The 23,675-nt window shown below is 52.8% G+C and carries 26 protein-coding genes; 9 read left to right on the top strand and 17 right to left on the bottom strand.

What is annotated here, in order from left to right:
- The first annotated feature begins 112 nt into the window (after nucleotides 1-112).
- Entirely contained in the window at nucleotides 113-433 is a 321-nt protein-coding gene (locus DS878_RS05980; protein WP_113815067.1) for a TraR/DksA family transcriptional regulator, read from the top strand.
- A 47-nt stretch (nucleotides 434-480) separates the two neighbouring features.
- On the top strand, nucleotides 481-1,944 hold the full coding sequence (locus DS878_RS05975) for an SLC13 family permease (protein ID WP_113815066.1): 1,464 nt from the start codon (nucleotides 481-483) through the stop codon (nucleotides 1,942-1,944).
- 65 nt (nucleotides 1,945-2,009) lie between these two features.
- On the opposite strand, the gene DS878_RS05970 is transcribed toward DS878_RS05975, so the two are convergent.
- The 3 genes from DS878_RS05970 to DS878_RS05960 form a co-directional block, all read right to left on the bottom strand.
- On the bottom strand, nucleotides 2,010-3,041 hold the full coding sequence (locus DS878_RS05970; RefSeq protein ID WP_113815065.1) for a polysaccharide deacetylase family protein: 1,032 nt from the start codon (nucleotides 3,039-3,041) through the stop codon (nucleotides 2,010-2,012).
- Entirely contained in the window at nucleotides 3,038-3,694 is a 657-nt protein-coding gene (locus tag DS878_RS05965) for a DNA-J related domain-containing protein (RefSeq protein WP_261977626.1), read from the bottom strand. Before DS878_RS05965 ends, DS878_RS05970 begins: the two co-directional genes overlap by 4 nt.
- Before the next feature lie 79 nt (nucleotides 3,695-3,773).
- Entirely contained in the window at nucleotides 3,774-4,418 is a 645-nt protein-coding gene (locus DS878_RS05960) for a TetR/AcrR family transcriptional regulator (protein ID WP_187298746.1), read from the bottom strand.
- A 78-nt stretch (nucleotides 4,419-4,496) separates the two neighbouring features.
- On the opposite strand from DS878_RS05960, the gene ttcA reads away from it, so the two are divergent.
- A complete protein-coding gene (ttcA, locus tag DS878_RS05955) occupies nucleotides 4,497-5,417 on the top strand; it encodes a tRNA 2-thiocytidine(32) synthetase TtcA (protein ID WP_113815062.1) in 921 nt (306 codons plus the stop codon).
- Nucleotides 5,418-5,465: 48 nt separating this feature from the next.
- Here the strand turns inward: ttcA and DS878_RS05950 are convergent, their stop codons facing one another.
- From DS878_RS05950 to ccoG, 5 genes are read right to left on the bottom strand one after another with little or no spacing between them, the layout of a single operon-like run.
- Nucleotides 5,466-6,161 carry a sulfite exporter TauE/SafE family protein gene (locus DS878_RS05950; RefSeq protein ID WP_113815061.1) on the bottom strand — a complete coding sequence of 232 codons (696 nt, stop codon included), beginning with the start codon at nucleotides 6,159-6,161 and terminating at the stop codon, nucleotides 5,466-5,468.
- Nucleotides 6,158-6,400 carry a cbb3-type cytochrome oxidase assembly protein CcoS gene (gene ccoS, locus DS878_RS05945; protein ID WP_410003457.1) on the bottom strand — a complete coding sequence of 81 codons (243 nt, stop codon included), beginning with the start codon at nucleotides 6,398-6,400 and terminating at the stop codon, nucleotides 6,158-6,160. Before ccoS ends, DS878_RS05950 begins: the two co-directional genes overlap by 4 nt.
- A 28-nt stretch (nucleotides 6,401-6,428) precedes the next feature.
- The gene (locus DS878_RS05940) at nucleotides 6,429-8,849 is read right to left on the bottom strand and encodes a heavy metal translocating P-type ATPase (protein ID WP_113815059.1); all 2,421 of its coding nucleotides are present in this window, start codon (nucleotides 8,847-8,849) and stop codon (nucleotides 6,429-6,431) included.
- A complete protein-coding gene (locus DS878_RS05935) occupies nucleotides 8,846-9,361 on the bottom strand; it encodes a FixH family protein (protein WP_113815058.1) in 516 nt (171 codons plus the stop codon). The genes DS878_RS05940 and DS878_RS05935 overlap by 4 nt, the downstream gene beginning before the upstream one ends.
- Before the next feature lie 49 nt (nucleotides 9,362-9,410).
- Complete coding sequence (gene ccoG / locus DS878_RS05930; RefSeq protein ID WP_113815057.1) at nucleotides 9,411-10,841, bottom strand: cytochrome c oxidase accessory protein CcoG; 1,431 nt, start codon at nucleotides 10,839-10,841, stop codon at nucleotides 9,411-9,413.
- Here ccoG and DS878_RS15460 point away from each other — a divergent pair.
- Nucleotides 10,840-10,995, top strand: coding sequence for a hypothetical protein (locus DS878_RS15460; protein ID WP_187298745.1), 156 nt, complete (start codon nucleotides 10,840-10,842; stop codon nucleotides 10,993-10,995). The two genes, ccoG and DS878_RS15460, sit on opposite strands and share 2 nt — an antisense overlap.
- On the opposite strand, the gene ccoP is transcribed toward DS878_RS15460, so the two are convergent.
- The 5 genes from ccoP to DS878_RS05905 form a co-directional block, all read right to left on the bottom strand.
- Nucleotides 10,977-11,867 carry a cytochrome-c oxidase, cbb3-type subunit III gene (ccoP, locus tag DS878_RS05925; RefSeq protein WP_113815056.1) on the bottom strand — a complete coding sequence of 297 codons (891 nt, stop codon included), beginning with the start codon at nucleotides 11,865-11,867 and terminating at the stop codon, nucleotides 10,977-10,979. The two genes, DS878_RS15460 and ccoP, sit on opposite strands and share 19 nt — an antisense overlap.
- The gene (locus tag DS878_RS05920) at nucleotides 11,864-12,049 is read right to left on the bottom strand and encodes a cbb3-type cytochrome oxidase subunit 3 (protein WP_113815055.1); all 186 of its coding nucleotides are present in this window, start codon (nucleotides 12,047-12,049) and stop codon (nucleotides 11,864-11,866) included. The genes ccoP and DS878_RS05920 overlap by 4 nt, the downstream gene beginning before the upstream one ends.
- A gap of 4 nt (nucleotides 12,050-12,053) precedes the next feature.
- Nucleotides 12,054-12,662: a cytochrome-c oxidase, cbb3-type subunit II gene (ccoO, locus tag DS878_RS05915; RefSeq protein WP_113815054.1), complete on the bottom strand. Its 609-nt coding sequence runs from the start codon at nucleotides 12,660-12,662 to the stop codon at nucleotides 12,054-12,056.
- Between the two features lie 14 nt (nucleotides 12,663-12,676).
- Nucleotides 12,677-14,107 carry a cytochrome-c oxidase, cbb3-type subunit I gene (gene ccoN, locus DS878_RS05910; RefSeq protein ID WP_113815053.1) on the bottom strand — a complete coding sequence of 477 codons (1,431 nt, stop codon included), beginning with the start codon at nucleotides 14,105-14,107 and terminating at the stop codon, nucleotides 12,677-12,679.
- Nucleotides 14,108-14,450: 343 nt separating this feature from the next.
- Nucleotides 14,451-14,741 (bottom strand): antibiotic biosynthesis monooxygenase family protein, encoded by a 291-nt coding sequence (locus DS878_RS05905; RefSeq protein ID WP_113815052.1) that lies wholly within the window; start codon nucleotides 14,739-14,741, stop codon nucleotides 14,451-14,453.
- A gap of 84 nt (nucleotides 14,742-14,825) precedes the next feature.
- Between DS878_RS05905 and tusA the strand changes: the two genes are divergently transcribed.
- Nucleotides 14,826-15,065 (top strand): sulfurtransferase TusA, encoded by a 240-nt coding sequence (gene tusA / locus DS878_RS05900; protein ID WP_113815051.1) that lies wholly within the window; start codon nucleotides 14,826-14,828, stop codon nucleotides 15,063-15,065.
- Between the two features lie 35 nt (nucleotides 15,066-15,100).
- Here the strand turns inward: tusA and dsbD are convergent, their stop codons facing one another.
- Entirely contained in the window at nucleotides 15,101-16,984 is a 1,884-nt protein-coding gene (dsbD, locus tag DS878_RS05895) for a protein-disulfide reductase DsbD (protein WP_113815050.1), read from the bottom strand.
- Nucleotides 16,985-17,171: 187 nt separating this feature from the next.
- Between dsbD and DS878_RS05890 the strand changes: the two genes are divergently transcribed.
- From DS878_RS05890 to pdxB, 3 genes are read left to right on the top strand one after another with little or no spacing between them, the layout of a single operon-like run.
- Nucleotides 17,172-17,717: an elongation factor P hydroxylase gene (locus DS878_RS05890; protein WP_261977622.1), complete on the top strand. Its 546-nt coding sequence runs from the start codon at nucleotides 17,172-17,174 to the stop codon at nucleotides 17,715-17,717.
- A 16-nt stretch (nucleotides 17,718-17,733) separates the two neighbouring features.
- A complete protein-coding gene (locus DS878_RS05885) occupies nucleotides 17,734-19,020 on the top strand; it encodes a DEAD/DEAH box helicase (RefSeq protein WP_113815048.1) in 1,287 nt (428 codons plus the stop codon).
- 17 nt (nucleotides 19,021-19,037) lie between these two features.
- On the top strand, nucleotides 19,038-20,192 hold the full coding sequence (pdxB, locus tag DS878_RS05880; protein ID WP_113815047.1) for a 4-phosphoerythronate dehydrogenase PdxB: 1,155 nt from the start codon (nucleotides 19,038-19,040) through the stop codon (nucleotides 20,190-20,192).
- Between the two features lie 18 nt (nucleotides 20,193-20,210).
- Here the strand turns inward: pdxB and htpX are convergent, their stop codons facing one another.
- The 3 genes from htpX to DS878_RS05865 form a co-directional block, all read right to left on the bottom strand.
- On the bottom strand, nucleotides 20,211-21,101 hold the full coding sequence (gene htpX, locus DS878_RS05875; RefSeq protein ID WP_113815046.1) for a protease HtpX: 891 nt from the start codon (nucleotides 21,099-21,101) through the stop codon (nucleotides 20,211-20,213).
- 89 nt (nucleotides 21,102-21,190) lie between these two features.
- Complete coding sequence (locus DS878_RS05870) at nucleotides 21,191-21,661, bottom strand: hypothetical protein (RefSeq protein ID WP_113815045.1); 471 nt, start codon at nucleotides 21,659-21,661, stop codon at nucleotides 21,191-21,193.
- A 30-nt stretch (nucleotides 21,662-21,691) separates the two neighbouring features.
- Entirely contained in the window at nucleotides 21,692-22,906 is a 1,215-nt protein-coding gene (locus DS878_RS05865) for a pyridoxal phosphate-dependent aminotransferase (protein WP_113815044.1), read from the bottom strand.
- A gap of 274 nt (nucleotides 22,907-23,180) precedes the next feature.
- On the opposite strand from DS878_RS05865, the gene DS878_RS05860 reads away from it, so the two are divergent.
- Complete coding sequence (locus DS878_RS05860) at nucleotides 23,181-23,672, top strand: glutathione peroxidase (RefSeq protein ID WP_113815043.1); 492 nt, start codon at nucleotides 23,181-23,183, stop codon at nucleotides 23,670-23,672.
- The last annotated feature ends 3 nt before the right edge of the window (nucleotides 23,673-23,675 follow it).

Below are 23,675 nucleotides of genomic sequence, written 5' to 3'. Positions count from 1 at the left end.
CTCTCAAGCACATTGACACAATTGTGACTGACATCAATCCTGTTTAGGGCTATAGCGTTAGTCTAGTCTACAGAGGGACCGTAATCTGTCTGAAAGAAACAAGAGGTGTCATATGAGCAATCGCAAAGCCGAACTTGAGACATTAAAAGCTGACCTTATTGCACGACTGGAACGTTATGAAGCACACCAGCAGCGTAAAGGTGGGGCTCTGGACAAAGACTCTGAAGAGCAGGCATCGCAGATTCAGAACGATGAGGTCGTGGATTCGCTTGAAGAAGAGACCCGGGCTGAGTTGGCGCAGATAAAAGTGGCACTTGAACGTATTGATCAGGGCATAGGTGAAGAGTGTGAGGTTTGTGGCAAGCCCATTGATCCCCGGAGACTTCAGGTATTGCCTTATACTACCGTCTGCGTTAATTGCGCTGAGGACTGAATCGTTTCGGACAACCCGTGTGTTCAGACGTGAAGAGGAGTTGGTGAATGCCTGAACAGCGGCAAATTTCGGGCAGTCCGGAAGGATACCCCAGGAGCCGGTTGATTGGCCTGTTTCTTGGTGCCGGGTTTCTTTTACTGACAGTTGTTTTACCCCCGCCGGAGTCCATGACGACTGAGGCATGGTCGGCAATGGGGCTTATGCTGCTCATGGCAACCTGGTGGTCAACAGAAGCCATCCCTATTCCCGCTACTGCACTATTGCCCATCATCCTTGTGCCCGGACTTGGTCTGGGCAGCATCTCCGAGGCCACATCGCCTTATGCAAATCCGATCATCTTTCTCTTTCTTGGTGGATTTACATTGGGCCTGGCTATGCAGCGCTGGAATCTCCACCGGCGTATTGCTCTGATGACGCTCAGGGCGGTTGGCCCTGAGCCTAAATGGCAGATTGCCGGTTTTATGCTGGCAACAGCCTTTTTGAGCATGTGGGTGAGCAATACTGCAACCGCTATCATGATGCTGCCAATAGGTTTGTCAGTCATCGGAATGGCCGGCGATGGCCAGTCAGAAAATGTTCAGCGTTATGCCACTGCGCTTTTACTGGCTATAGCATATTCAGCCAGTATTGGTGGTATTGCGACTTTGATAGGAACGCCCCCCAACGCTTTACTGGCTGCTTACCTGAGTGAGACTCAGGGGATATCTGTCGGGTTTTCCCAATGGATGGCCCTTGGTGTCCCTGTGGCAGCGGTTATGCTCGTGATGGCCTGGTGGTGGCTCACCCGCAGGGATTTCGGCCTGGTGACACAGGACAATGCGGCTCAGGTCATACACGACGAGCTTGAGGCTCTGGGTTCCATGAACCCTGGAGAGAAAATTGTAGCCGTGGTTTTTATCCTGACAGCCAGCGCCTGGATTTTCCGGCCTTTCCTGGCGGCGAATATTGCACCGTGGCTGACGGACACAGGGATCGCCATATCAGCAGCTATAGCCATGTTTATTATCCCGGTTAATACCCGCGAGCAGAGTTTTGTACTTGATTGGGAAACAGCCAAAGGTATTCCCTGGGGGGTTCTGCTGCTGTTTGGCGGTGGTCTTGCGATGGCAGGAGTTATAAGCAGCTCCGGGCTGGCGGACTGGATAGCCACAAGCATGCATGTTGCAGGTGCCTTGCCTGTCATTGTCATGATCATGCTGGTTGTCGCAGTGATTATTTTCCTGACGGAAGTTAGCAGTAACACAGCAACTGCCGCTGCTTTTTTACCGTTGCTGGGAGCATTGGCAGTTTCCCAGGGCGCGTCGCCACTGCTGCTGACGGTTCCCGCCGCTATTGCCGCCAGTTGTGCGTTTATGATGCCGGTGGCTACGCCACCAAATGCGATTGTTTTCTCCAGTGGACACATGAAAATAGGCGAGATGATCCGGGCAGGGTTTACCTTGAATATCGTTGGTATCCTGGTGGTTACTATGCTGAGCTATTTGCTTATGGACGCGGTATTTAGTGAATGATACCTGTGCGGGCGGGGCCTGTTGTGAGTCCTGGCGCCCGCATATTCCTGCCGGAGTGCTTTGGTTCAGTCCTCTGGCTGGCTAAGGTCCAGCCATTGCTGAGAGAGCCAGTAATAGCTACCGTCTAGAGCCGGGTGAGTGCAGTTGTAGCGGAACCTGCGGCTGTTGAAGGGTTTTGGTGCTTTGACGATGATTTCCTCATCGCTGACCTTGAAGTCTATCCGCCCCATGCCGGATGCGAAACAGGTCAGCCTTGCCGGTTGAATGGCGTCCGAGGCTGGCAATGTCAGTGTCGGAGGATTTGTTGAGATAATGCCATCCGGCAGCTTGCTGGCATCAATGGGATACGCCTTGCTGTATAGCTTGTCCTTGAGCCCGTTGAGTTGCCCGTAGGCGTTGGACATGGGGAATCTGGGCAGGCGGGTCTTGCCTGAGAGTGGTCCTATCGCTCCTGACTGCTGTCCAAATCCTAACCAGCCGCGTTTGCTTATCTCTGCTTCCAGAGCCTCATCAAACTCACCGTAAGGGTAAGCAAACAAAGGCAGGCTGGTCTCAATTTGTTTTTCGAGTGTTGCCTGCGCTGTATCCAGGCTTTGGGTTATACGATGTTTCCAGTCAGTTTCTGTTTCATCTGGTTTTTTAACAAGATGTCCATGCCCGGCAGAGTGGTTGGCTATACCGGCACCGTCGCGTTCTTCCAGTTCCCGTAGTTGTTCCCAGGTCATGTAGCCCGGGCTGCCGACAGCAGCCGTATCCACAAAAATGGTATAGGGCAGGGAGCGTTCGCGGAGAATGTTGGCGGCCTGCTTATAGACAGACTCGTAGGCGTCATCGAAAGTGATAGCAACATACTGGCCAGTGGGTTGTTTGCCCGAAAAAATTCTTTCTGTGGCCGTTGTGAGATCAACCACATTAATGTCCAGCTCCCTGATCATATCCAGCTGCGCCTGAAAGAGAGACACAGACGTACTGGTTGAAGGCGGTGTGGCATCGCTGATGTGGTGATACTGGAGAACCACAAGGTCGGCTCTTGCCCAGAAACTTGCCAGTGAAAGAGAGAAGAGCACGGCGGATAAACAGAGTTTGTGTACCCTCATGTCTGCTCCGGCAAACAGTTGAAATGGGCCTTCAGAACAGCGAATGCTTCATTCAGACTCTGGATCGTCTCTTTGTCCCCGCCCCGGTCCGGGTGTGCTTGCATTACAGCACGTCGAAACGCCTGCTTTGCCTTTGAGAAACTGTATGGAACTTCTTCAAAGCCAAGTATGTTTGCAGCTGCCAATGTTTCGGGGGCGGTAGGCCCGGCACCCTGGTGGCCTGCCCAGAATCTCTCCATCATCTGCTCAATGGCATCCTCCGGAAGTTCGTACTGGGAAAGGTCCAGATAGAAATTCCGGAGGTTGTCCAGAGTGCCGGGCATGCCGTTGCCTCCGACAGTATTCTGATTTTCGATGTGGATTCTCAGGGGCGAAATAATCAGGTTTTCACCCGCCTCAGCCAGGCTGTCTCTCAAACGATACAACGTGTGAAATAGCAGGAAGTGCACAGGGTAGAGCTTGCCCGGGTCGTGAAACTCCAGGTCCCCGATCAGTTGCCAGGGGGGGCTTTGCAGTTTTCTGATCAGGGTTAGTTCGTCTATGCCGTCCGGCAAGCTGCGAAGTTCATGCTCTACGGCCACCAACAAATGCTGGATTTGCTGTTCAAGAATTTCTGCAGACTCAATGGGCATTGTGGACCGGGGCTGGTCCACTGAGGTCTGTGTGCTCCTGGTAGCACCAATATTGGTCACTGCGCTAGTGTTGATCATAGCTGTAATGTTAGGCCAGTGCTCATGGACAAGGAAGAGGTGTCAGCCTGGATAGCCCACCGATAAACAAATCCGTCGAAAAACGGGTTGTTGTTTCAATTTCACCGGCGTCAAGTTCCGGGTGCTTGTGCATCCGCTCTGCAAGCACGAGACTGGTTTCATAACCAACACCAAAGAAAGCTGCGCAAAGGTAGTCCTGGTCGACGTCCGGCAGGATTTTCCTGTCAATGGCATCCCGCACATCGTCTTCCAGAGACATCATGATCAGCCTGAGTATTCCTGAGCCAAACAGCTCTTTCAGTGCACGCTCGTTGCGGTGAGCCAGTTCAAAAACCAGCGGATCTCTTGCGGTTACCTGATACAGAGCCTGGTAGGAGCGGTAAATGAACTCTTCTGCGGTACTGGCAGACCGGCGATGCTGGGTGAGGTTCTCATTCAGGCCACTGAGAAAGTCCGTCAGTAGTGCAGCAAAGATATCCTGTTTGTTACGGAAGTAATTGTAAAACGTACCGGAAGCCAGGTCTGTTTCGTTGATGATGTCCCGGATGGTGGTGTTTTCATACCCGTTTTTCTGGAAGCACGCCCTTGCTGCTACAAGAATAGAGTGCCGGTTTCGTATGGCATTCTGCTTCCGTTTACCAAGTGGGGCTTTGCTTGAGCTCAACATCTCTATGTCGGCGTCCTGTCACTGAAATGATGTGATGCGTATAATCTTTCTACCATTTTCCAAACGAATATAGTTTATATGCCCAAAGCGATAACCGACAGCCCAAAACAACTCTCGAGTAACGAGTACGAACGTTCCTGCAAGGTAGAGCAGAATAAATTGCAGAAACGCCTGCGCCGGGAAGCCGGTCGGGCCATTGCAGATTTCTCGATGATCGAAGCCGGTGACAAGGTTATGTGTTGTTTGTCCGGTGGCAAAGATTCATACGCCATGCTGGATATTTTGCTTAATCTGCAGAAAAACGCACCCGTTTCGTTTGAGTTGATTGCGGTTAATCTGGATCAGAAACAACCAGGTTTCCCGGAAGAGATTCTTCCGGGCTATCTTTCCGGTCTGGGCATCGAGTATCACATTATCGAGAAGGATACGTACAGCATCGTCAAGGACAAGGTTCCGGAGGGTAAAACTACCTGTGGGCTATGTTCGAGACTGCGTCGCGGGATTCTCTATAATTTTGCCGAAGAGCATGGCGTAACCAAGATTGCACTGGGGCACCATCGAGATGACCTTCTGGAAACCCTGTTTCTGAATATGTTTTATGGCGGCAAACTTAAAACAATGCCACCGGTACTCCACAGTGATGATGGGCGGAATACGGTTATCCGGCCTTTGGCATACAGCCGTGAGAAGGATATTGCACGGTACGCAGCTCTCAGACAGTTTCCTATCATCCCCTGCAATCTTTGCGGCTCTCAGGAGAACCTGCAGCGACAGGTTATCAAGGACATGTTCCAGCAGTGGGATAAACAGCACCCTGGCCGGCTTGAAACCATGTTCAAGGCCCTGTGCAACGTTGAGCCCTCCCATCTTGCTGACACCAGCCTGTATGATTTTCGCGAGGGCAAGCGCCTGGACGAAAAGCAAGGGGCAGTTCAGACGGTCGCACCAGGGCTGGAACCAGAGCCGAGTTTTGGTCGTCTGGATGTTCTTAACATCTGACGGTTTGCTTGAGGTTTATTGAGATGCAGGTGCGAAGGCGCCTGCGCCTCAATGGCTGCTGCTGATGAAGGTTGCGACCGGCAGGGTCCATAGCCCGAAAAGAATCAACAGGATTCCCGTGAACTTTCGGAATATCTGATTACTCTTTAAACCGCTGATCCAGCTTGCTGCGAAACCGGTCGCAAGCATGGATGGCAGGGTACCAAGCCCGAAAAACACCATGGTAAGCGCGGCTGAGCCAACCGTTGGCTGCAGTGCTGCCCAACCAAGGGTGCTGTATACAAGTCCACAGGGTAGCCAGCCCCACAAAGCCCCGAGAGCAAGAGCCTGGCCGGGGTGATTAACGGGCAGGAAGCGTTTGGTGACCGGAGCCAGTCTTTTCCAGAGCGGGGCACCGATGCGCTCAATGTAGCGGATACCCTGCCACCACTGCCCCATGGATAACCCCATGAAAATAAGTAACAAGCCTGCTATAGAGCGCAGCACAATGCCGAGCCCGGCCCATTGATTGGCAGCGGATGTGCTCAGTATCGCAACCAGGGTCGCTATCAATGCATAACTTGCGATTCGTCCTGAATTGAAGGCAATCAGAAGCAGTGACTGGCGCAGGCGAAAACCCTTACCGACACGCAATGCCATGGAGAGCGACGCACTTATACCACCGCACATGCCAAGGCAGTGGGTGCTGCCAAGCAGGCCTATAAGGAATGCACTGGGGTAACTCAGATAAAGTTCCGGATTCATGGGCGGCCGGGCTGGTCTTCCTGGCTGGGATCCGGACTGGCTTCAGGCTCAGGGACCTGCTTTTTTGCATCTTGAGGTGTGTCCATGCGAGCCTCCTCCGGGATCATGTCTTTGTCATCGTCATACAAAATACGGTGTGCAGGGCCTTCAAGGTCATCGTACTGGCCATTTTTAACGGCCCAGGAGAACAGAAAAATACCCATCACCACCAGGATCAGCATCACTGGCACCAGGATCATTACGATTTCCACGGATTAAACCTCATAGTCAGAGCTTGGTATTTACGGTGCGGGTTTCTGTTCCAAGACGCAAGGCGTTAAGCACAACGATCAACGAACTGAGCGACATGCCGATTGCCGCGAGCCAGGGTGGAACCAGGCCGGCAGCTGCCAGGGGCAGGGCACACAGGTTGTAGACAAGGGCCCATGCCATATTCTGGCGAATGATTTTCCGGGTTCGGCGACTGGTGTTGAGAGCTTCAACTAATTGCATCAGCTGACCATTGAGCAGAACAGCATCTGCTTTGAGCTGAGTAAGATCAGCTGCTGAGCCCATAGCCACAGAAATACCGGCTCCGGCCATAGACGGCAGGTCGTTCAGGCCGTCACCGACCATCATTACCTGGTGTCCCTCCGCTCTGAGCCTGTTCAGTACGTCCAGTTTATCCTCTGGCGAGGCTTGTCCAATGGCCTCATCAATGCCCAGAACGTCTGCAATCTGACGGACGTGGCCGGACCGGTCGCCGCTTAACAGTAGTGTACGAATACCTGCGGCCTGCAAGGCTTTTACCGCTTCTGCGGCATCTTCCCTGGGCTGGTCATCAAGCTGGAAGCAGGCCAGCCATTCGTTTTCAGATGCCAGCCAGATTTCCATACCTGAATGGGATTCCGATTCAGGTTGAGGCGCATTATTGTGCCCGGCAACAAAGTCTTTGTGGCCAATAAAAAGTGTCTGGTCGCCAAATTTTCCGGAAAGCCCTCCGCCCATATGGTTGGTTACATGGTCAATAGCGGCCGCTGGGCGATTATGGAATACGCGGGCGATAGGATGCTCCGAATGTCGCTCCAGACCGGCAGCCAGGCGCAAGCAGGTATCCTTGTCTTTGCTGCCGACAATTCGGGTACCGATCAGACTCAGTTCCCCTCGTGTCAGGGTGCCGGTTTTATCGAAGACCACTGTATCAATGGAATTCATCGACTCCAGCGCATGGCCACGGGTCGGGAGAAAGCCGAGACGTCTTAATTTGACAGTGGCTGAAGTGATAGCTGTAGGTGTGGCAAGTGACAGGGCACAGGGGCAGGTTACGACAAGAACCGAGAGTGTGATATCGAATGCATTGTCTGCACCTGCCAGCCACCAGCCGATCCAGACTACAGGTGCGAGAATGAGTACGCGCCCGACAAACTTGCCGGCAATGCGGTCTGCCATACGGGCAACGGGTGGTTTTTCTGACTGTACCCGATCCAGTATCCGAAGAATCCCGGAAAGCCGGGTCTGAGCACCGGATTTCTCCACCTGTATGTCCAGCGGATTCTCGCCATTGATGCTGCCGGCATGGACAGTATCTCCGGGTACGCGGGTTTCCGGCAGGTACTCGCCGGTAAGTGCAGATTCGTTGAGAGTGGACTGGCCACGGAGGATTACGCCATCAACGGGCAGAGTCTCTCCAGGCCTGACCCGAACCACATCGCTGGGTTTAACCTGGTGGGCTGGAACAATTTCTGTGTTTTCTCCATCCACCCGGGTTGCTACCGTGGGGTGGAACCCCGCCAGTGCGTTGCCTGTAAGTCCTGCTCGGTATCTGGCCTGCACTTCAATGTAGCGCCCCAGTAACAGAAAGAATGTGAACATGCAGACGGATTCGAAATACACCTCTTCGCCGCCCATAACGGTTACCCAGGCGCTGGCCAGGTACGCAAGGCCAATGGCGATGGCAACTGGCACATCCATTGTAAGGTGCCGGGTTCTTACATCGCGGAGTGCATTGCGGAAAAAAGGCGCTGCGCTGTAAAGCACAACGGGCGTTGCAACCAGTAAGCTGAACCAGCGGAAAAAGGTCACAAACTCTTGTGACAGGTTGCTGACCAGCTCGAAATAGAGCGGAAACGCCAGCATCATGCTCTGGAACGTACCGATGCCAGCTACGGCCAGACGGATCAACATGGAGCGGTGTTCGGCTTTCAGCTGCTCCTCGACAGCATCTGACTGATAGGGGCGGGCAGTGTAGCCAAGTTCATGAATAGCGATCAGCAAATCGCTCAGTGACGCCTTATCCTGAGCCCAGACGAGTCGGGCTCGTTGGGTTGTATGGTTTACAGAGAAGGATAGTACGCCCGGTTGCTTTTTCATGTGGTTTTCCAGCAACCAGATACAGGCGGCGCAGGTGATACCACCAATCAAAAGCTGAGCCTCCTGCCCACCTTTAACCGGTGAAACGAAGGCCTGCTGGACGAGCGGGTGATCCAGCTCCCTGAGCCGCTCAAACTCGGAATCGGTTAGCTGGCGGGGGGTGACAGCGGTTTCTGTACGAAGCTGATAAAAACCGGTCAGACCTTCATTATGAATGGTCTCACAAACAGCCTTGCAGCCCTGACAACAGAAAAAACGGGTTTGCCCATCGAGCTCAAGCGTAATAGGCGGCTCACCATCAGCCGGTTCGCCACAATGGTAGCAATCCAGGGGGGTCACCCTTTTGCGGCGCCTTTTGAGGTCATGTGGATATTGCCTTCAGCGGGTAGCCAGGCTTCGCCTTTGAGGCGCCAATGGTTCTCAGGGCCGCGGAGCTCATAATACCAGCGGCCGTCGATGTCCTGCAGCATGGTTCCTGAATAAAGGCCGTTGCCGTCATTCCGGAACTGAATGGTGCGGTCGTTCTGGGCCAGCGTCGGGTGAAAGAGGGTGAGTATCAGGTAGGGCGCATCCAATGGACCCTGTTCGGCGTTAACTTTCAATATAAGGCTCCGGTCCTCGAATGCCATGTCGGCAGTCAGCCCCATCTCTTTAGCCGCCTGATCGCGAGCTATCTCAAGATTGATACCTCGGCCTTCTTTTGAATAGTCATCAGTAACCATCGTATCTTTCATGTTGGAAGCTACGACCAGCATGCACATACTGAAGGTAATTGCGGACAGTGGGGCGATGGTCAGAAACCAGAACCAGGGCTGCCGGTACCAGGGTGCTACGGGTACTTCGTTATTCATATTGCTCAGTCTCGTCTAATACAGGTTGCTCACAGTGGCCACGAAGGCCTCACTGTGTTGGACCGACAAATCGGCTTTCGGTTTCCAGCTTCAGTGAAGCGTCCGTTTCAGACTGTGCATGGAATATTATTTCGTTGTTTGATTGTGGTATGGATTCAGGTGGAACATCCACAACAGTAGGCAGGGAACGGTTTTCGCCGCTGTCTACAGTTACCTGGGTCTGAGTCAGAATGCGTAAGCCTTCCAGTCCTGTTACGGATAGCGTAAAGGTTTGCGGAACTTCCGACATGTTGGCTATTTTCAGGGTGTAAGAGTTCTCAATGCGTCCCTCGCCATTAAAGCTGAACAGGGTGCCGCGATCTCTCAGGGCATCCATCTGGGCGGGGACCCGTGTTGCAATCACGAAAACAATCGTAGCCATCATCGCCGTCAGAACTGCGCCATAGCCGAATGTACGAGGCCGCAGCAATTTCGACGGTTTGCCTTCCAGCTCATTTTCTGTGGTGTAACGGATCAGCCCGCGGGGATACTCCATTTTATCCATGATTTCATCGCAGGCGTCGATGCACAATGCGCAGCCGATGCACTCATATTGAAGGCCATCACGAATATCAATTCCTGTAGGGCATACATGCACACACTGCCCACAATCAATGCAGTCGCCAAGGCCGACTTCTTCAGGTTTTACACCTTTCTTACGACCGCCGCGAGGCTCGCCGCGATTAGGATCGTAGGAAACAACCCGGGTATTCGGGTCAAACATGACCGACTGAAAGCGGGCGTACGGGCACATATACAAGCACACTTGTTCCCGCATCCAGCCCGCGTTGAGATAGGTGGCTATGGTAAAAAATGCAACCCAGAAGTAAGCCCAGCCATTGGCCTGGAAGGTGAAAATATCGACAATCAATTCACGAATCGGATAGAAATAGCCGACAAACGTAAGTCCGGTCATCAGGGCAATAAATAGCCAGATTGCATGTTTCAGCGATTTCTTGACTATTTTTTCCTTAGAGTTGGGAGCTTTGTCCAGCTTCATCCGCTTGTTACGGCTCCCTTCAATCCGCTCCTCAACCCACATGAAGATGAAGGTCCAGACGGTCTGAGGGCAGGTATAACCACACCAGACCCGACCAAATAATGTAGTGATGAAAAAGAGGCCGAAGGCACAGATGATCAGCATGCCTGAAAGCAGGAAAAAGTCCTTCGGATAAAAGGTGACACCGTAGAGATGGAATTCCCGTGCTGGCAGGTCAAAGTGGATTAGCGGGCTTCCATCCAGCGTGAGCCATACGAACAGAAAATACATGCTCATAAGTACCAGCAAGCTGATCGTTCGGATGCGCTGGAAAAGACCTTTTACTTCTTTGACGTATATCTTCTTACGGCTTGCGTATAACTCGACGGTTTCGCTTTTCTTGTTTTTATCTGAGGGTTCCGAGGAGGGGTCAATCTGTTGGACTGGAATTTCATTACTCATGGATATCTCCAGATGGAGTAGTAAAGCTGATGCTGTGCCTTTTCAGGCTGGAGCTGATCTTCTCAAGCCTGTGCCCGCACGCAGACACAGGGTTGAACAGACCATGCCGGGCTTCGTAGAAACCCGGCTGGAAAGTCAGTTGGACAGGCTGTAAACGTATGCTGCCAGGATCTGGATCTGATCGTCTGAGAGACGACCACCTTGAGCTGGCATCTCGTTCTGGCGACCGTGCAGTACAGTCTCCCTGATCCACTCGTAGTTGGAACCATACAACCATACGTTGTCTGTAAGGTTGGGAGCGCCGAGAGCGGTCATGCCTTTGCCTTCAGGGCCGTGGCAGGCTACGCAGGCCTGAGCAAATACGGCCTGGCCAGCAGTGGCTGCAGCAGCATCGATTTCACGACCACTGAAGCTCAGAACGTAATTCACCACCTGGTCAACCTGTTCATTGGTCATATTAGGCATTACACCTTTTGCAGGCATGTTGCCCATACGACCGTTGTGCAGGGTTTGCAGTATCGCCTCAGGTGTTCCACCCCACAGCCAATCACCGTCTGTGAGGTTGGGGAAGCCTACCTGGCCGCGAGCTGCAGAACCGTGACACACAGAACAGTTGTTGGCGAAAAGGCGCTGACCAATCTTCAGGGCGTCTTCATCTTTTGCCAGTTCTGGTACAGGGGTCTGACCATACTGCGCATAGATTGGACCGTACTGCTCGTCAGCTGCGGCGACTTCTTTCTCCCACTGATTGGCGGAAGTCCAGCCAAGAAGCCCTTTGTAGTTACCAAGGCCGGGATACAGCGCGAGATAACCCAGAGCGAAAATACAAGTAGCGACAAACAAGTAGAACCACCATTTTGGCAGCGGGTTGTCGTACTCTTCGATGCCATCGAAGGAATGGCCCATGGTGCGGTCAGTTTCCACTTCAGTTGTCTGGCTCTTACGTGTTGCGAAGAGTAGCCAGGCACAACCGAAAACGGTACCGAGCACGATCACAGTGACCCAGATGCTCCAGAAGGTACTCATTGTTTTTTCTCCGTTTTTTCCTGTTCAAGAGTACGCTTTGCCACCTCGTCATCATCGAAGGGGAGGTGGGCTGCTTCTTCGTTTGCCTTTTTACGGTGGGCACTGAACGCCCACCAGATGATGCCTATAAAAACAGCCATCACCAGAAGGGTATGAATGCCGCGTAACTCGTTAATATCCATCAAATCACCGTTTGTCTGAAATAACCGTGCCCAGCTGCTGCAGATATGCAACCAGAGCCTCGATTTCAAACTTGCCTTCCACTTCGCCGGCTGCAGCAGCAATCTGTTCGTCTGTGTACGGCACACCCAGCGTCTGCAAGCCAGTCATCTTGGCTGCAGTGGCTTTGTGGTTTACTACATCTTCGAACAGCCACGGGAAAGCAGGCATATTGGATTCAGGAACCACGCTGCGCGGGTTATACAGATGCTGACGTTGCCATGCATCTGAATAACGGCCGCCAACACGGGCCAGGTCAGGCCCTGTGCGCTTGGAACCCCACAGGAACGGGCGTTCGTAAACAAACTCACCCGCAACGGAGTAGTGGCCGTAACGCTCGGTTTCAGCACGGAAGGGGCGGATCTGCTGGGTATGGCAGACGTGACAACCTTCACGTATGTAGATGTCGCGGCCTTCCAGTTCCAGAGCAGACAGAGGTTCAAGACCTTCAATTGGCTCGTTGACTTGTTTCAGGAAGAACAGCGGCACTACTTCTGCGAGGAAACCACCACTGATGGTCAGGATGATCAAGACAATCATCAAGCCAATATTTTTTTCTACAATTTCGTGTTTCATCTGGTCTCTCTCCGTTACGCCGCCTGAATTGCTGCGTTGTCCTGCGCAACCGCTTCTTTCTGGCGTACGGTCATGTAAACGTTGTAGGCCATGAACAGCATGCCGGACAGGAAGATAACGCCGCCGAGGAAGCGAACGAAATAACCCGGATAGGATGCTTCAAGAGCTTCCACAAAGCTGTAGGTCAGGGTGCCGTCTTCATTAACCGCACGCCACATCAAACCCTGCATGATGCCGTTAACCCACATAGCAACGATGTACAGCACGGTTCCGACAGTCGCGAGCCAGAAGTGCACGTTGATCAGGCTTACGCTGTACATTTCTTTGAGTCCCCAGACCTTGGGAATCAGGTGATAGATCGCACCGATACTGATCATGGCAACCCAGCCCAGAGCACCGGAGTGTACGTGGCCGACGGTCCAGTCAGTGTTGTGAGACAGTGCGTTTACAGTTTTGATGGACATCATCGGGCCTTCAAAAGTGGACATGCCGTAGAACGACAGGGAAACCACCAGGAAGCGCAGGATGGGGTCGGTGCGGAGTTTGTGCCATGCGCCGGACAGAGTCATCATGCCGTTGATCATACCGCCCCAGGATGGAGCAAGCAGGATCAGGGACATAACCATACTGGCAGTCTGGGCCCAGTCTGGCAGTGCAGAGTAGTGCAGGTGGTGGCCACCGGCCCATACGTAGGTCGCAATCAATGCCCAGAAATGCACTATGGACAGACGGTAGGAGTATACCGGCCGGCCGGCTTGCTTCGGAACGAAGTAGTACATCATGCCCAGGAAGCCAGCAGTCAGGAAGAAGCCTACGGCGTTGTGGCCGTACCACCACTGCATCATCGCGTCTGTTACACCGGCGTAGGCCGAGTAGGATTTGAAAGCGCTGACCGGCAGGGCCAGGTTATTACCAATGTGCAGTACTGCAATGGTAATAATGAACGCGCCATAGAACCAGTTGGCCACGTAGATATGGGATGTGCTTCGTTTCGTGATGGTTCCGAAAAATACCAGCGCGTAAACAACCCAGACCACGGCAATGGCAATATCAATCGGCCATTCCAGCTCTGCATATTCTTTGGTGCTGGTGAGACCCATTGGCAGCGTAATTGCTGCAGAAATGATAATTGCGGTCCATCCCCAGAAGGTGAAGGCCGCAAGCTTGTCAGAAATCAGGCGTGTCTGACAGGTGCGCTGAACCACATAATATGAGGTCGCGAACAGGGCACTACCACCAAAGCCAAAAATAACTGCGTTGGTATGCAGCGGTCGCAGGCGACCGAAATGAGTAAACGGCAGGTCGAGGTTGAGGGATGGCCAAACCAGTTGTGCTGCGATCAACACCCCTAGCGCCATGCCAACAATACCCCATACCACTGTCATGATGGCGAACTGTCTCACCACCTTATAGTTATATGTCAGGTTCGGATTTTGTGTGCTCATAGCCTTACCAATGGGTTCAAAGTGGGGAAATATGCGGGCGCAAGTATGGAGAAACCATTAGCTGTTTGCAATGACGCGGATCAACTCCTGATATCCGTCAAATGTGCCCGAATCAACCGCATGGCGTCCTTTTGCGACGTTTTTGCAAGCTGAAGCTCTATGATAGCCTTGGAGCCGCATAAGTTGAACTTGGCAAAATTGATTAAGGGCAATAAATGGAGCGTCGAAATGAATGTAATCGCTTTATCAATTGTCAATAAACGCCTGATTCTGCAGCAGGATCACGATCACTGGTAAAAGCAGAATGAAATTGTACCCAGGGCCCGGATCGAGCCCGTATTGGTTAAATGCCGCTCTGTTCAAGTACTGTTATGGTTTCATCCTTGTCCATCATCGGTATCAGTTCGGCCATCAGGTTGCGGCGATCCTGGGATCGGTACCAGCGCTCCCAGTCTGCTTCTGAGCGCCAGTTGGCAAGTGTTATCCGGTGATTGGTGTCATGACTGTCAACCAGTGTCTCTCCGGAAATAAACCCAGGAGCTGCCACTGCCCGTTGAAGTACCCTGCGGGAACGTTCTTCATACGCAGTTTCAAGTGATTCAGCTATGTGGCGTTCGATCAGAACCCGGATCATGGAAACCTCCAGATGTTTTAGTGGTATAAACAGTAATTTAGCACGTATTTTTGAAAAAACAGTTTGAATGGAAGGAGAAGTCTTGTGACTGCAGTTGAGTTTGATGCGGAGTTGGATGCGTGCGGACTGTTTTGCCCGGAGCCTGTGATGATGTTGCATAATCGCATCAAGGATGTGGCACCTGGAAAAATTCTCAGGGTTATTGCTACAGATCCGTCAACAACACGCGATATTCCCAGGTTCTGCCAGTTCCTGGGACATGAACTTGTCACTCATGCAGAGCAGGGTGGCCGCTATATCTATCTTATACGCCGCGGGGCCTGAACCGGCCTTCCGCGGAATATTTTGTTTACAGGCTTTTAAATCGCGCTCGTTATATTACTTATGTGGTTCATGAACTCTTCCTTGTTCATTTCACCCAGAACTCTCTGTTGTTTCATCTCTTCACCATTTGTGTCGTAGAACAGGATGGCTGGTGGGCCAAACAGCCCGAGGTTGTCCAGCATTGCCTGCTGATCTGGCGTATTGTCTGTTAAATCAATCTGCAGCAGTGTGAAAGGGCTGAGGGCATTAACCACCTGAGTGTCACTGAATACGTTGCGCTCCATGACTTTGCAGGAGATGCACCAGTCTGCATAGAAGTCCAGTACCACGGGGCGGCCCTGCTGGCTTGCTTTCGATAAAAGGGCTTCAATTTCGGACGGAGCCTGCACACGCGCAAAATCCGCATGGCCTGTGTCAGTAACTGCAGTAGTGCCAGGCGCCCCGGTGGAGGCGGCTTTGGCAATGAATGGGTCCAGTGGCGCAAGTGGGTCGTCGGCGCCGGCAACTGCACCGGCAAGCAGGGCTAGCCCGTAGGCAAAAAAGATCAGTCCCAGGCCTTTTCGGGTACGTTCCCAGCCTGCCTTGGCTGCGTCAAATGCACCCAGTTGTACGCCGGTTATGGCAACCAGTGCCCCCCAGAGCGTCAGGCCAAGCCAGACCGGAACCAGGCGCTCCACCAGCCAGATAGCGACAGCTATCAGCATAACGCCATAAAAATGTTTGACAGTGGTCATCCAGTGCCCGGTTGAAGGCAGAAGCGTACGCCCACCCACGGCTACGAGAATAAGAGGAATGCCCATCCCCAGACCAAGGGCGAAAAGTGCAATTCCGCCGATCACGGCATCCTGGGTTGTGGAAATGTATAACAAGCTGCCCGCAAGCGGAGCAGATACGCAGGGCGAGACAATCAGCGCGGAAAGGGCGCCGATACCGAAAATGCTGATTACCCGCCCGCCTGTGAGTCGTTGGCTGGCATTGTTCAGTGGGTCGCTGATAAAACGGGGGAGCTGAATCTCGAACAGATCAAACATGGACAGCGCAAACAGGGTAAACATAAGTGCGAAAATGCTGAGAACCCAGGGCGACTGGAGTTGAGCCTGCAGGTTAAAGCTCGCGCCCAGTAGCCCGGTGAGCACGCCCGCCCCCGCATAGGTAAGTGCCATGCCTAGCACATAGCTCCCGGAAAGTAACAGTGCGTGCCATGTTGTGCGCGTATTCTGTCCGGAAACCAGTGATGAAATGATCGGGATCATCGGGAGCACGCAAGGTGTAAAGGTCAGTCCAAGGCCGAGCAGGAGAAAAACCCCTGCAATCACAAGGGTTGACTGCTCTGAAAGAAAGCCGGCAAGCCCGGTTGCGGACCTGGTGTCGACCTGGGAAGTTGGGGCGCTCTGGCTGCTTTTTTGCTCTACGCCGGATCCGGGGTCCTGGCTCTGGTAAAAGAGTACTTCGCGGGTCTGGGGCGGGTAGCAAAGACCGGCTTTCGCGCAACCCTGGTAGGTGACTTCAAGCCGGGCTTCCCGGGTGTTGTCTGGCAGCGCTACCGGAATCCGGGCTTCCACCGGATCGAAGAAGACGGTGGTTTTGCCAAAATACTCGTCCTCTATTTCGGTTCCGGTGTAAGAGAATTCAGGAGAGCCTGCGCTGGTCCCGGCATCCAGAGCTTTCACGCTGATACGATCGAGGTACAGGTAGTGCCCGGGTGTTATGTTCCAGAACAGAACAACGGCATCGCCATCGGTGGTATGGCTGAATGGGAGTGCTTCATCAACTGGAAGAAACTGATTGCCCTGATTTCCAAAAAGGGAATTGTTGCTGCCCAGTGCCCAGGACGAACTCGCTGCCGTGAGTAGCAGTAAAAATACGAGGAAAAGATTGTGCGGGCGGATGCTGCCGGATTTGTTGATTAGAGCTATCATGGAATGAGCAATTTCCCGGTTTGTTTCATGTCAAATAAGTCAGGTGGCAATGTCGAACTGGCCACCAATCTGATAACGTTCAGGGGAGTTGGTGGACACGCCGGTCCAGCTAAAGTTCCCTCTGGCATTGGAAGCGTTAAAGTCGCACAATAGCCCCCTAATGAATCACAGTCCAAACGATCTTGTTATGCTGTTTAATGACCAGTTCCGGGAAGCTTACCGGACGATATTGGTCAGCGGCGGCGAAGAACCAGAATACATACCAGCAGGCGAGGCCGGAGATCTGGCCCGGATCCTGTTCGCCCACGGCTATTATGCCAGTGCTCTGCATGAAATTGCGCATTGGTGTATTGCAGGTGAGTACCGGCGCACACTTCGTGACTATGGCTACTGGTATTGTCCGGACGGTCGGACACCCGCGCAACAGAGAGATTTTGAGGTGGTTGAGGTCAAGCCGCAGGCTATTGAATGGCTGTTTTCAGTAGCTGCCGGCTCGCGTTTTCATATCAGCGTGGATAACCTGTCAGGAGGCGGTGCGTCTGATGAGCGTCGCTTCCGGTCCAGGGTGCTGGATCAGGCAGAGAATTATCTGGCGAGTGGCCTTCCTGAGCGAGCGCAGACCTTTTTTGATACGCTAAAATTGTTTTACGGAACCGGTGATACCTTCAGAGCTGCCTGGCAGGATGATGTCGGGCGTGTGGTTCCGTTATATTCTGCAAAAGAACACTTATGAGGCAAACTGAGACTCCATGACATCTGACCCAACGCACACCGGCGATCTGAGATTCAGTGACCTGAATCTGGACAAGCGCCTGCTGGACGCCATTGCTGCCATTGGTTTTGAATACTGCACCCCGATACAGGCAGAAACTCTGCCCTGGACACTGGCCTGTGAAGACCTGATTGGTCAGGCCCAGACAGGAACCGGGAAAACCGCGGCTTTTCTTATTACCGCAATCCAGACTCTGCTGGAGACGCCCATACCGGATAGTGACCGCTTTGCTTCTGAGCCTCGCGTTCTTGCTCTTGCGCCAACCCGTGAGCTGGCCATGCAGATCGCCAAGGATGCGGAGGCACTTTGCAAGCATACGGGCCACAAGGTGGTGACCGTCGTTGGTGGCATGCACTATGACAAGCAGCGTGAGCAGCTACACAATGGCATTGTTGACATCCTGGTGGCTACCCCGGGGCGTCTGATCGATTTTCTTGGGTCGCAGGATGTGTTCCTTGATCAGGTCGATATTCTCATCCTGGACGAAGCGGATCGAATGCTCGATATGGGCTTTATTCCTGATGTGAAACGCATCATCCGTAAATGTACGCCTAAAGATGAGCGCCAGACCCTGCTTTTCAGCGCGACGTTCAACCAGGACGTTCTCAATCTTGCCTCAATGTGGACGAGTAACGCTGAGTTTGTGGAAATCGAGCCTGAGCAGAAAACCGCTGAACGGGTTGAGCAAACGGTTTATATGGTAGGCGATGACGAGAAGCTTAGAGTACTGGTCAATTACCTGAAACGACCGGAAGTGGAGAAGGCGATTGTATTTGCCAATCGACGGGATCAGTGTCGGGACCTTGAAGAGGACCTGCGCAACCAGGGTGTGAAAGTGGCTCTTATGTCCGGCGAGATTGCCCAGGCCAAACGCCTGAAGACTCTGGATCAGTTCAAGGCTGGCAGCATTCAGGTTCTTGTGGCCACTGATGTTGCCGGGCGTGGTATCCATGTGGATGGTGTTACCCATGTTTTCAATTACAATCTGCCAGATAGCGCGGAAGACTATGTGCATCGCATAGGGCGTACGGGTCGGGCAGGAAAAACCGGCGTGTCTGTAAGTTTTGCGGGGGAGGACGATTCATTTGGCCTTCCGGCTATTGAGAAGTACATTGGCCAGAAGCTCAAAACTACCGTTCCGGAAGAAGAGTTGATGGCCGAAATGGATAATCCGCCTATCACCCGCAAGCGTGGCCGCCGCCCGCCGCAGGGGCAGGGCGGACGGGGGTCCGGTGGTCGTAGCCCGCGCCCTCGCAGGAACTGACCTACCGGGAACTTGATATGTTGATCGTCGCAGATGAGAATATCCCGCTGCTGGACGCTTTTTTCGGTGACATGGGTGAGATCCGGCGTGTTTCCGGCCGCACTATGTGCCCTGAAGATGTCCGGGATGCTGATGTGTTGCTGGTTCGGTCGGTTACCCGGGTAAACCGTGCCTTGCTTGAAGGTAGCAAGGTGCGTTTCGTCGGAACCACTACGATCGGTACGGATCATATTGATCTGGACTGGCTTGAGAAAAGCGGTATCGGTTTTTCTGCTGCGCCGGGTTGTAATGCCAATAGTGTTGTCGAGTATGTTCTGGCTGTTCTCTCCCTTTATGCCGAGCGGTGTGTCGTTAGTGACTGGTCGCGCTTTACTGTCGGTATTGTTGGTGTCGGGAATGTAGGTTCAGAGCTGGCAGAAAAGCTTCTTCGCCTCGGCTTCAGCGTTAAACTTTGTGATCCGCCCAGGGCCGAGCGTGAGCCGGATGGTGGCGATACCTTTGTGGGTCTGGATGAGGTTTTAACCTGCGATATAGTCTCACTGCATACACCTCTGACCCGTGACACTGAGCATCCTACATTTCACATGATCGGTGAGCGTGAACTCGCTGCATTAACGTCAGAACAGCTTTTGATCAATGCCGGGCGAGGCGAGGTAATCGACGGCACTGCATTGAGTAAGAGACTGGACCAGGAGAACGCGCCGCTGGTCGCTCTGGATGTCTGGGAGCATGAGCCCCGAATCGACCCGGAACTGGTTGATAAGGTCTGGCTGGCAACGCCCCATATCGCAGGCTATAGCCTTGAGGGTAAGGTCCAGGGCACAGAGATGATTTATCAGGCAATAAGCAAGTATCTTGGGTTTCCTGTCCGTAAGCAGGCGGGTCAGTTTTTGCCGGAGCCTGCTCTTAGCAAGGTCTTGTTTACCAGTGCAGCGGATGAGCATGCCGCTATCCGTATAGCGTTGCGGGCATGCTACGATCCGCGACAGGATGATGCGCGTCTGCGCAAAGCCATGAAAGTTCCGGCGGACGAACGTGGAAGTGCTTTTGACCAGCTGCGACGGGATTACCCCATACGGAGGGAGTGTTCCAGCCTTAAAGTGCAGCTCAAAGGTACCAGTAAATCCTTGCAGGACAGTTTTCGTGCTATCGGCTTTAAGCTGAAAATCTGAAGCCTGCTTTTTGTTGCCTCAACCCTGCTGTAAATTCGCATGCTGTAGTGCTGCGATCCTGTCATCAAGGGGAGGGTGGGTCATGAACAATGCGCTCAGACCAGCTCGTGCGCCACGGTTGATGCCGAAGGCCTGGAGATTGTCGGGCATCTGATCGGGCACGCCACTCTCCTGTTTCAAGCGCTCAAGAGCGCCAATCATTGCAGCCCGGCCAGCCAGCTGGGCGCCGGCAATATCTGCTCTGAATTCACGTCTGCGGGAGAACCAGAATACGATGGTGCTGGCGAGAATTCCCAGAACCAACTCTGCGGCAATGCTCACCACAAAAAATGCGATACCGTGGCCGTTTTCATTCTTGAATACCACGCGGTCCACCACAGAGCCTATCACTCGTGACGCGAAGATCACAAAGGTATTCACAACGCCCTGGATCAGCGCAAGTGTCACCATGTCACCGTTGGCAACGTGGCCGATTTCGTGACCTAGAACTGCCCGTATCTCCTCTTTGCTAAACCGGTGCAGGAGGCCTTCACTGACGGCGACCAGGGCCTTGTTTTTGTTCCAGCCTGTGGCAAACGCATTGGACTGGCTCGCCGGGAATATCGCCACTTCCGGCATTCCGATACCCGCGTTCTGGGCCAGTTCAGCCACGGTCTGCACAAGCCAGCGTTCAGCAGGTGTACGTGGGGAATCAATCACACGGGCTTTAGTGCTCCACTTGGCAAGGGGTTTGGATATGAGCAGGGAAATAATTGCGCCTGCAAAACCAAACACAGTGGCAAAAGCCAGTAGAGAGCCGTACGCAATACCGTTCTGGGCAAGGTAGCTGTCAACTCCCAGGAGTTTCAGTGTGATACTGGCGACAAAAATAACCGCGAGGTTAGTAGCCAGAAATAGCAAAATACGCATGGTGACTTCCTGATCTGTTCAATATAAAAACCGGGCTTCAGACAGGTAAATAGGGACTGAGTTCGATGCTTCAATAATATTACCGGGATTTAATGACCGGCTTTGTGTGTGAAGAGTGTGGAACGGACGGCGTGGCAAATGCGCACAGAATGACGGCTTTTCAGAGCGGTGCGTACCAGGTGGATATGGGTGGACATGTCCTCTTTTAATGACGGAGGGAGGTGCGTATCCAAGGCATCTTCTGGTCCCTTGAGCTCTTCCACAAGCATGTCCGGTGCCGGTGAGCTTAAACGAATAAAGGCTTCCTGCGTGAGTACGGCCTGGTCTAGAGCTTCTTGCCGGATGGTATCGACATAACGTAGAAATCCTTCCTCAGCCAGCCAGAGCAATGCGCCAAAGCAGGCCATGTGTCGTTTGCTGTGCAGGCCGAATTCATCCGGTTCATCTGGGCCTGCGATATCTTCTACAAACAGGTTCACGCGTCTGGGGAAGGCGTTATATAGCTGAACAAGGGCTACGGCTGCATCTTTATAGAATTCTTCAACGTGGATATCAGCCATGTGTTGCTTCCTTTGCTGCTGATGCTTTTATTATTGGCCGTAAGTGGACAGGAAGTTGCCCAGGCGGCCTATGGCGTCTTCCAGTGTGTCTTTGCGTGGAAGGAATACAACGCGCAGGTGCTGTTTGTCATCAACATTGAAAGCTGAGCCCTGGACCAGAAGAATTTTTTCCTGAAGCAACAGATCAAGAACCAGCTTCTCATCATCAGCGACAGGGAATTTTTTTGGATCCAGTCGCGGGAAAAGATATAGGGCACCCTGAGGTTTCACACAGCTTACGCCGGGGATATCGTTCAGCATTCTCCAGGCAGTGTTGCATTGTTCGTATAGCCTGCCACCGGGAGCCACCAGATCGTCGATTGACTGATAACCGCCCAGCGCTGTCTGTATCGCAAGCTGGGCCGGGACATTGGCACACAGGCGCATGTTGGAAAGCATGTCTATGCCTTCGATGAGATCCTTGGCACGATGCTTGGCGCCGCTGATGATCATCCAGCCCGAACGGTAGCCGGCAGCCCGGTAATTCTTGGAAAGCCCGTTGTATGTAAAGAAGAGAACGTCATCGGCCAGAGATGCCGTGGATACGTGCTGGGTACCGTCGTAAAGGATCTTGTCGTAAATTTCGTCGGAAAGTACGATCAGGTTGTGCTTCCGGGCCAACTCGATTACCTGCTCAAGCAGTTCCTGGCTGTAAACCGCTCCGGTGGGATTGTTGGGGTTGATCAGAACAATGGCCCGGGTACGGCGGGTTATCTTCTTACGAATGTCGTCAATGTCCGGGAACCAGTTCTGTTCCTCATCGCAGTGGTAGTGCACCGGTTTTCCGCTGGATAGGGTTACTGCGGCAGTCCAGAGCGGGTAGTCAGGTGCAGGAATAAGTACTTCGTCGCCAGTGTTGAGCATGGCTTGCATGGACATGACGATCAGTTCGCTGACGCCATTACCAAGAAAAATATCATCAATATCGACTTTGTCGATGCCTCTTTGCTGGCAGTAATGCATTACCGCCTTGCGGGCAGAAAACAGGCCCTTTGATTCTACATAGCCCTGAGCCTGGTGCATGTTGTAGATCACGTCCTGCTGGATTTCTTCAGGAACATCCAGCTCAAAAGCGGCGGGGTTGCCGATGTTGAGTTTCAGTACACGATGACCTTCCTCCTCCAGACGACGTGCCTCCCGCATCACTACGCCACGGATTTCATAACACACATTATCCAGCTTGGCGGATTTGTAGTAGTTCTGCATAAGACCCGGGCTTCCTCAGTCGGTAAACGTAAAACAGGCACTTGCCGTTCGGATAAACCGCTATTCTAGCGGAGGCGGCCCCAACGGCAACAGGGGAATTGTGATCAATTATGGCGGTCTGGCCTGATATCCCGCTTTTTCAATCCCCGCAAAACAATTGCTTGAACAGACGTACCAGTATAGTTTGTTAATAAATTGTGCACAATTGAACGGTGCAAAATACAATAATTGCCTGTAGTTTTCAGGTATTCGCCATTTTTGGGGGGAGAAACCGATGGCCGGTCATTCGATTTATGACTTCACTGTTCGGGATATTGAAGGCAATGAAAAGAGCATGTCGGACTATCGGGGGAAGGTATTGCTGATTGTGAACACTGCCAGCAAGTGCGGCTTTACACCCCAGTTTGAGGGGTTGCAGTCGTTGTATGAGGAACTCAGGGAGCAAGGGCTGGTGGTTCTGGGGTTTCCCTGCAACCAGTTCATGAATCAGGATCCTGGCGATGACGCTTCCATCAGTCAGTTCTGCAGCCTGAATTATGGAGTGGAGTTTCCTGTGTTCTCAAAGATTGATGTAAACGGAGAGGGTGCCCACCCGTTGTTTCAGTTCCTCAAATCCGAGGCAAAGGGGCTTCTGGGTTCGGAAAAGATAAAATGGAACTTCACCAAATTCCTGATAGGCCGGGATGGGAAGGTAGTACGTCGTTATCCTCCCACGACCAAACCGGAAGATATCAGGGCAGATATTGAAAAGCTTCTCCAGAGTTGACTG

It is taken from the genome of Marinobacter sp. F3R11 (assembly GCF_003318275.1).
Lineage (GTDB): Bacteria > Pseudomonadota > Gammaproteobacteria > Pseudomonadales > Oleiphilaceae > Marinobacter.
This window is presented reverse-complemented; position numbering and strand designations above follow the sequence as displayed.

Excerpts from the sequence above, each read along its gene's own strand:
- DS878_RS05980 (WP_113815067.1), top strand. The coding sequence starts at position 113 with ATGAGCAATCGCAAAGCCGAACTTGAGACATTAAAAGCTGACCTTATT.
- DS878_RS05975 (WP_113815066.1), top strand. The coding sequence starts at position 481 with ATGCCTGAACAGCGGCAAATTTCGGGCAGTCCGGAAGGATACCCCAGG.
- DS878_RS05970 (WP_113815065.1), bottom strand. The coding sequence starts at position 3,041 with ATGAGGGTACACAAACTCTGTTTATCCGCCGTGCTCTTCTCTCTTTCA.
- DS878_RS05960 (WP_187298746.1), bottom strand. The coding sequence starts at position 4,418 with ATGTTGAGCTCAAGCAAAGCCCCACTTGGTAAACGGAAGCAGAATGCC.
- ttcA (WP_113815062.1), top strand. The coding sequence starts at position 4,497 with ATGCCCAAAGCGATAACCGACAGCCCAAAACAACTCTCGAGTAACGAG.
- DS878_RS05950 (WP_113815061.1), bottom strand. The coding sequence starts at position 6,161 with ATGAATCCGGAACTTTATCTGAGTTACCCCAGTGCATTCCTTATAGGC.
- ccoS (WP_410003457.1), bottom strand. The coding sequence starts at position 6,400 with ATGATCCTGGTGCCAGTGATGCTGATCCTGGTGGTGATGGGTATTTTT.
- DS878_RS05935 (WP_113815058.1), bottom strand. The coding sequence starts at position 9,361 with ATGAATAACGAAGTACCCGTAGCACCCTGGTACCGGCAGCCCTGGTTC.
- DS878_RS15460 (WP_187298745.1), top strand. The coding sequence starts at position 10,840 with ATGGATATCTCCAGATGGAGTAGTAAAGCTGATGCTGTGCCTTTTCAG.
- ccoG (WP_113815057.1), bottom strand. The coding sequence starts at position 10,841 with ATGAGTAATGAAATTCCAGTCCAACAGATTGACCCCTCCTCGGAACCC.
- ccoP (WP_113815056.1), bottom strand. The coding sequence starts at position 11,867 with ATGAGTACCTTCTGGAGCATCTGGGTCACTGTGATCGTGCTCGGTACC.
- DS878_RS05920 (WP_113815055.1), bottom strand. The coding sequence starts at position 12,049 with ATGGATATTAACGAGTTACGCGGCATTCATACCCTTCTGGTGATGGCT.
- ccoO (WP_113815054.1), bottom strand. The coding sequence starts at position 12,662 with ATGAAACACGAAATTGTAGAAAAAAATATTGGCTTGATGATTGTCTTG.
- ccoN (WP_113815053.1), bottom strand. The coding sequence starts at position 14,107 with ATGAGCACACAAAATCCGAACCTGACATATAACTATAAGGTGGTGAGA.
- DS878_RS05905 (WP_113815052.1), bottom strand. The coding sequence starts at position 14,741 with ATGATCCGGGTTCTGATCGAACGCCACATAGCTGAATCACTTGAAACT.
- dsbD (WP_113815050.1), bottom strand. The coding sequence starts at position 16,984 with ATGATAGCTCTAATCAACAAATCCGGCAGCATCCGCCCGCACAATCTT.
- DS878_RS05890 (WP_261977622.1), top strand. The coding sequence starts at position 17,172 with ATGCTGTTTAATGACCAGTTCCGGGAAGCTTACCGGACGATATTGGTC.
- DS878_RS05885 (WP_113815048.1), top strand. The coding sequence starts at position 17,734 with ATGACATCTGACCCAACGCACACCGGCGATCTGAGATTCAGTGACCTG.
- pdxB (WP_113815047.1), top strand. The coding sequence starts at position 19,038 with ATGTTGATCGTCGCAGATGAGAATATCCCGCTGCTGGACGCTTTTTTC.
- htpX (WP_113815046.1), bottom strand. The coding sequence starts at position 21,101 with ATGCGTATTTTGCTATTTCTGGCTACTAACCTCGCGGTTATTTTTGTC.
- DS878_RS05870 (WP_113815045.1), bottom strand. The coding sequence starts at position 21,661 with ATGGCTGATATCCACGTTGAAGAATTCTATAAAGATGCAGCCGTAGCC.
- DS878_RS05865 (WP_113815044.1), bottom strand. The coding sequence starts at position 22,906 with ATGCAGAACTACTACAAATCCGCCAAGCTGGATAATGTGTGTTATGAA.
- DS878_RS05860 (WP_113815043.1), top strand. The coding sequence starts at position 23,181 with ATGGCCGGTCATTCGATTTATGACTTCACTGTTCGGGATATTGAAGGC.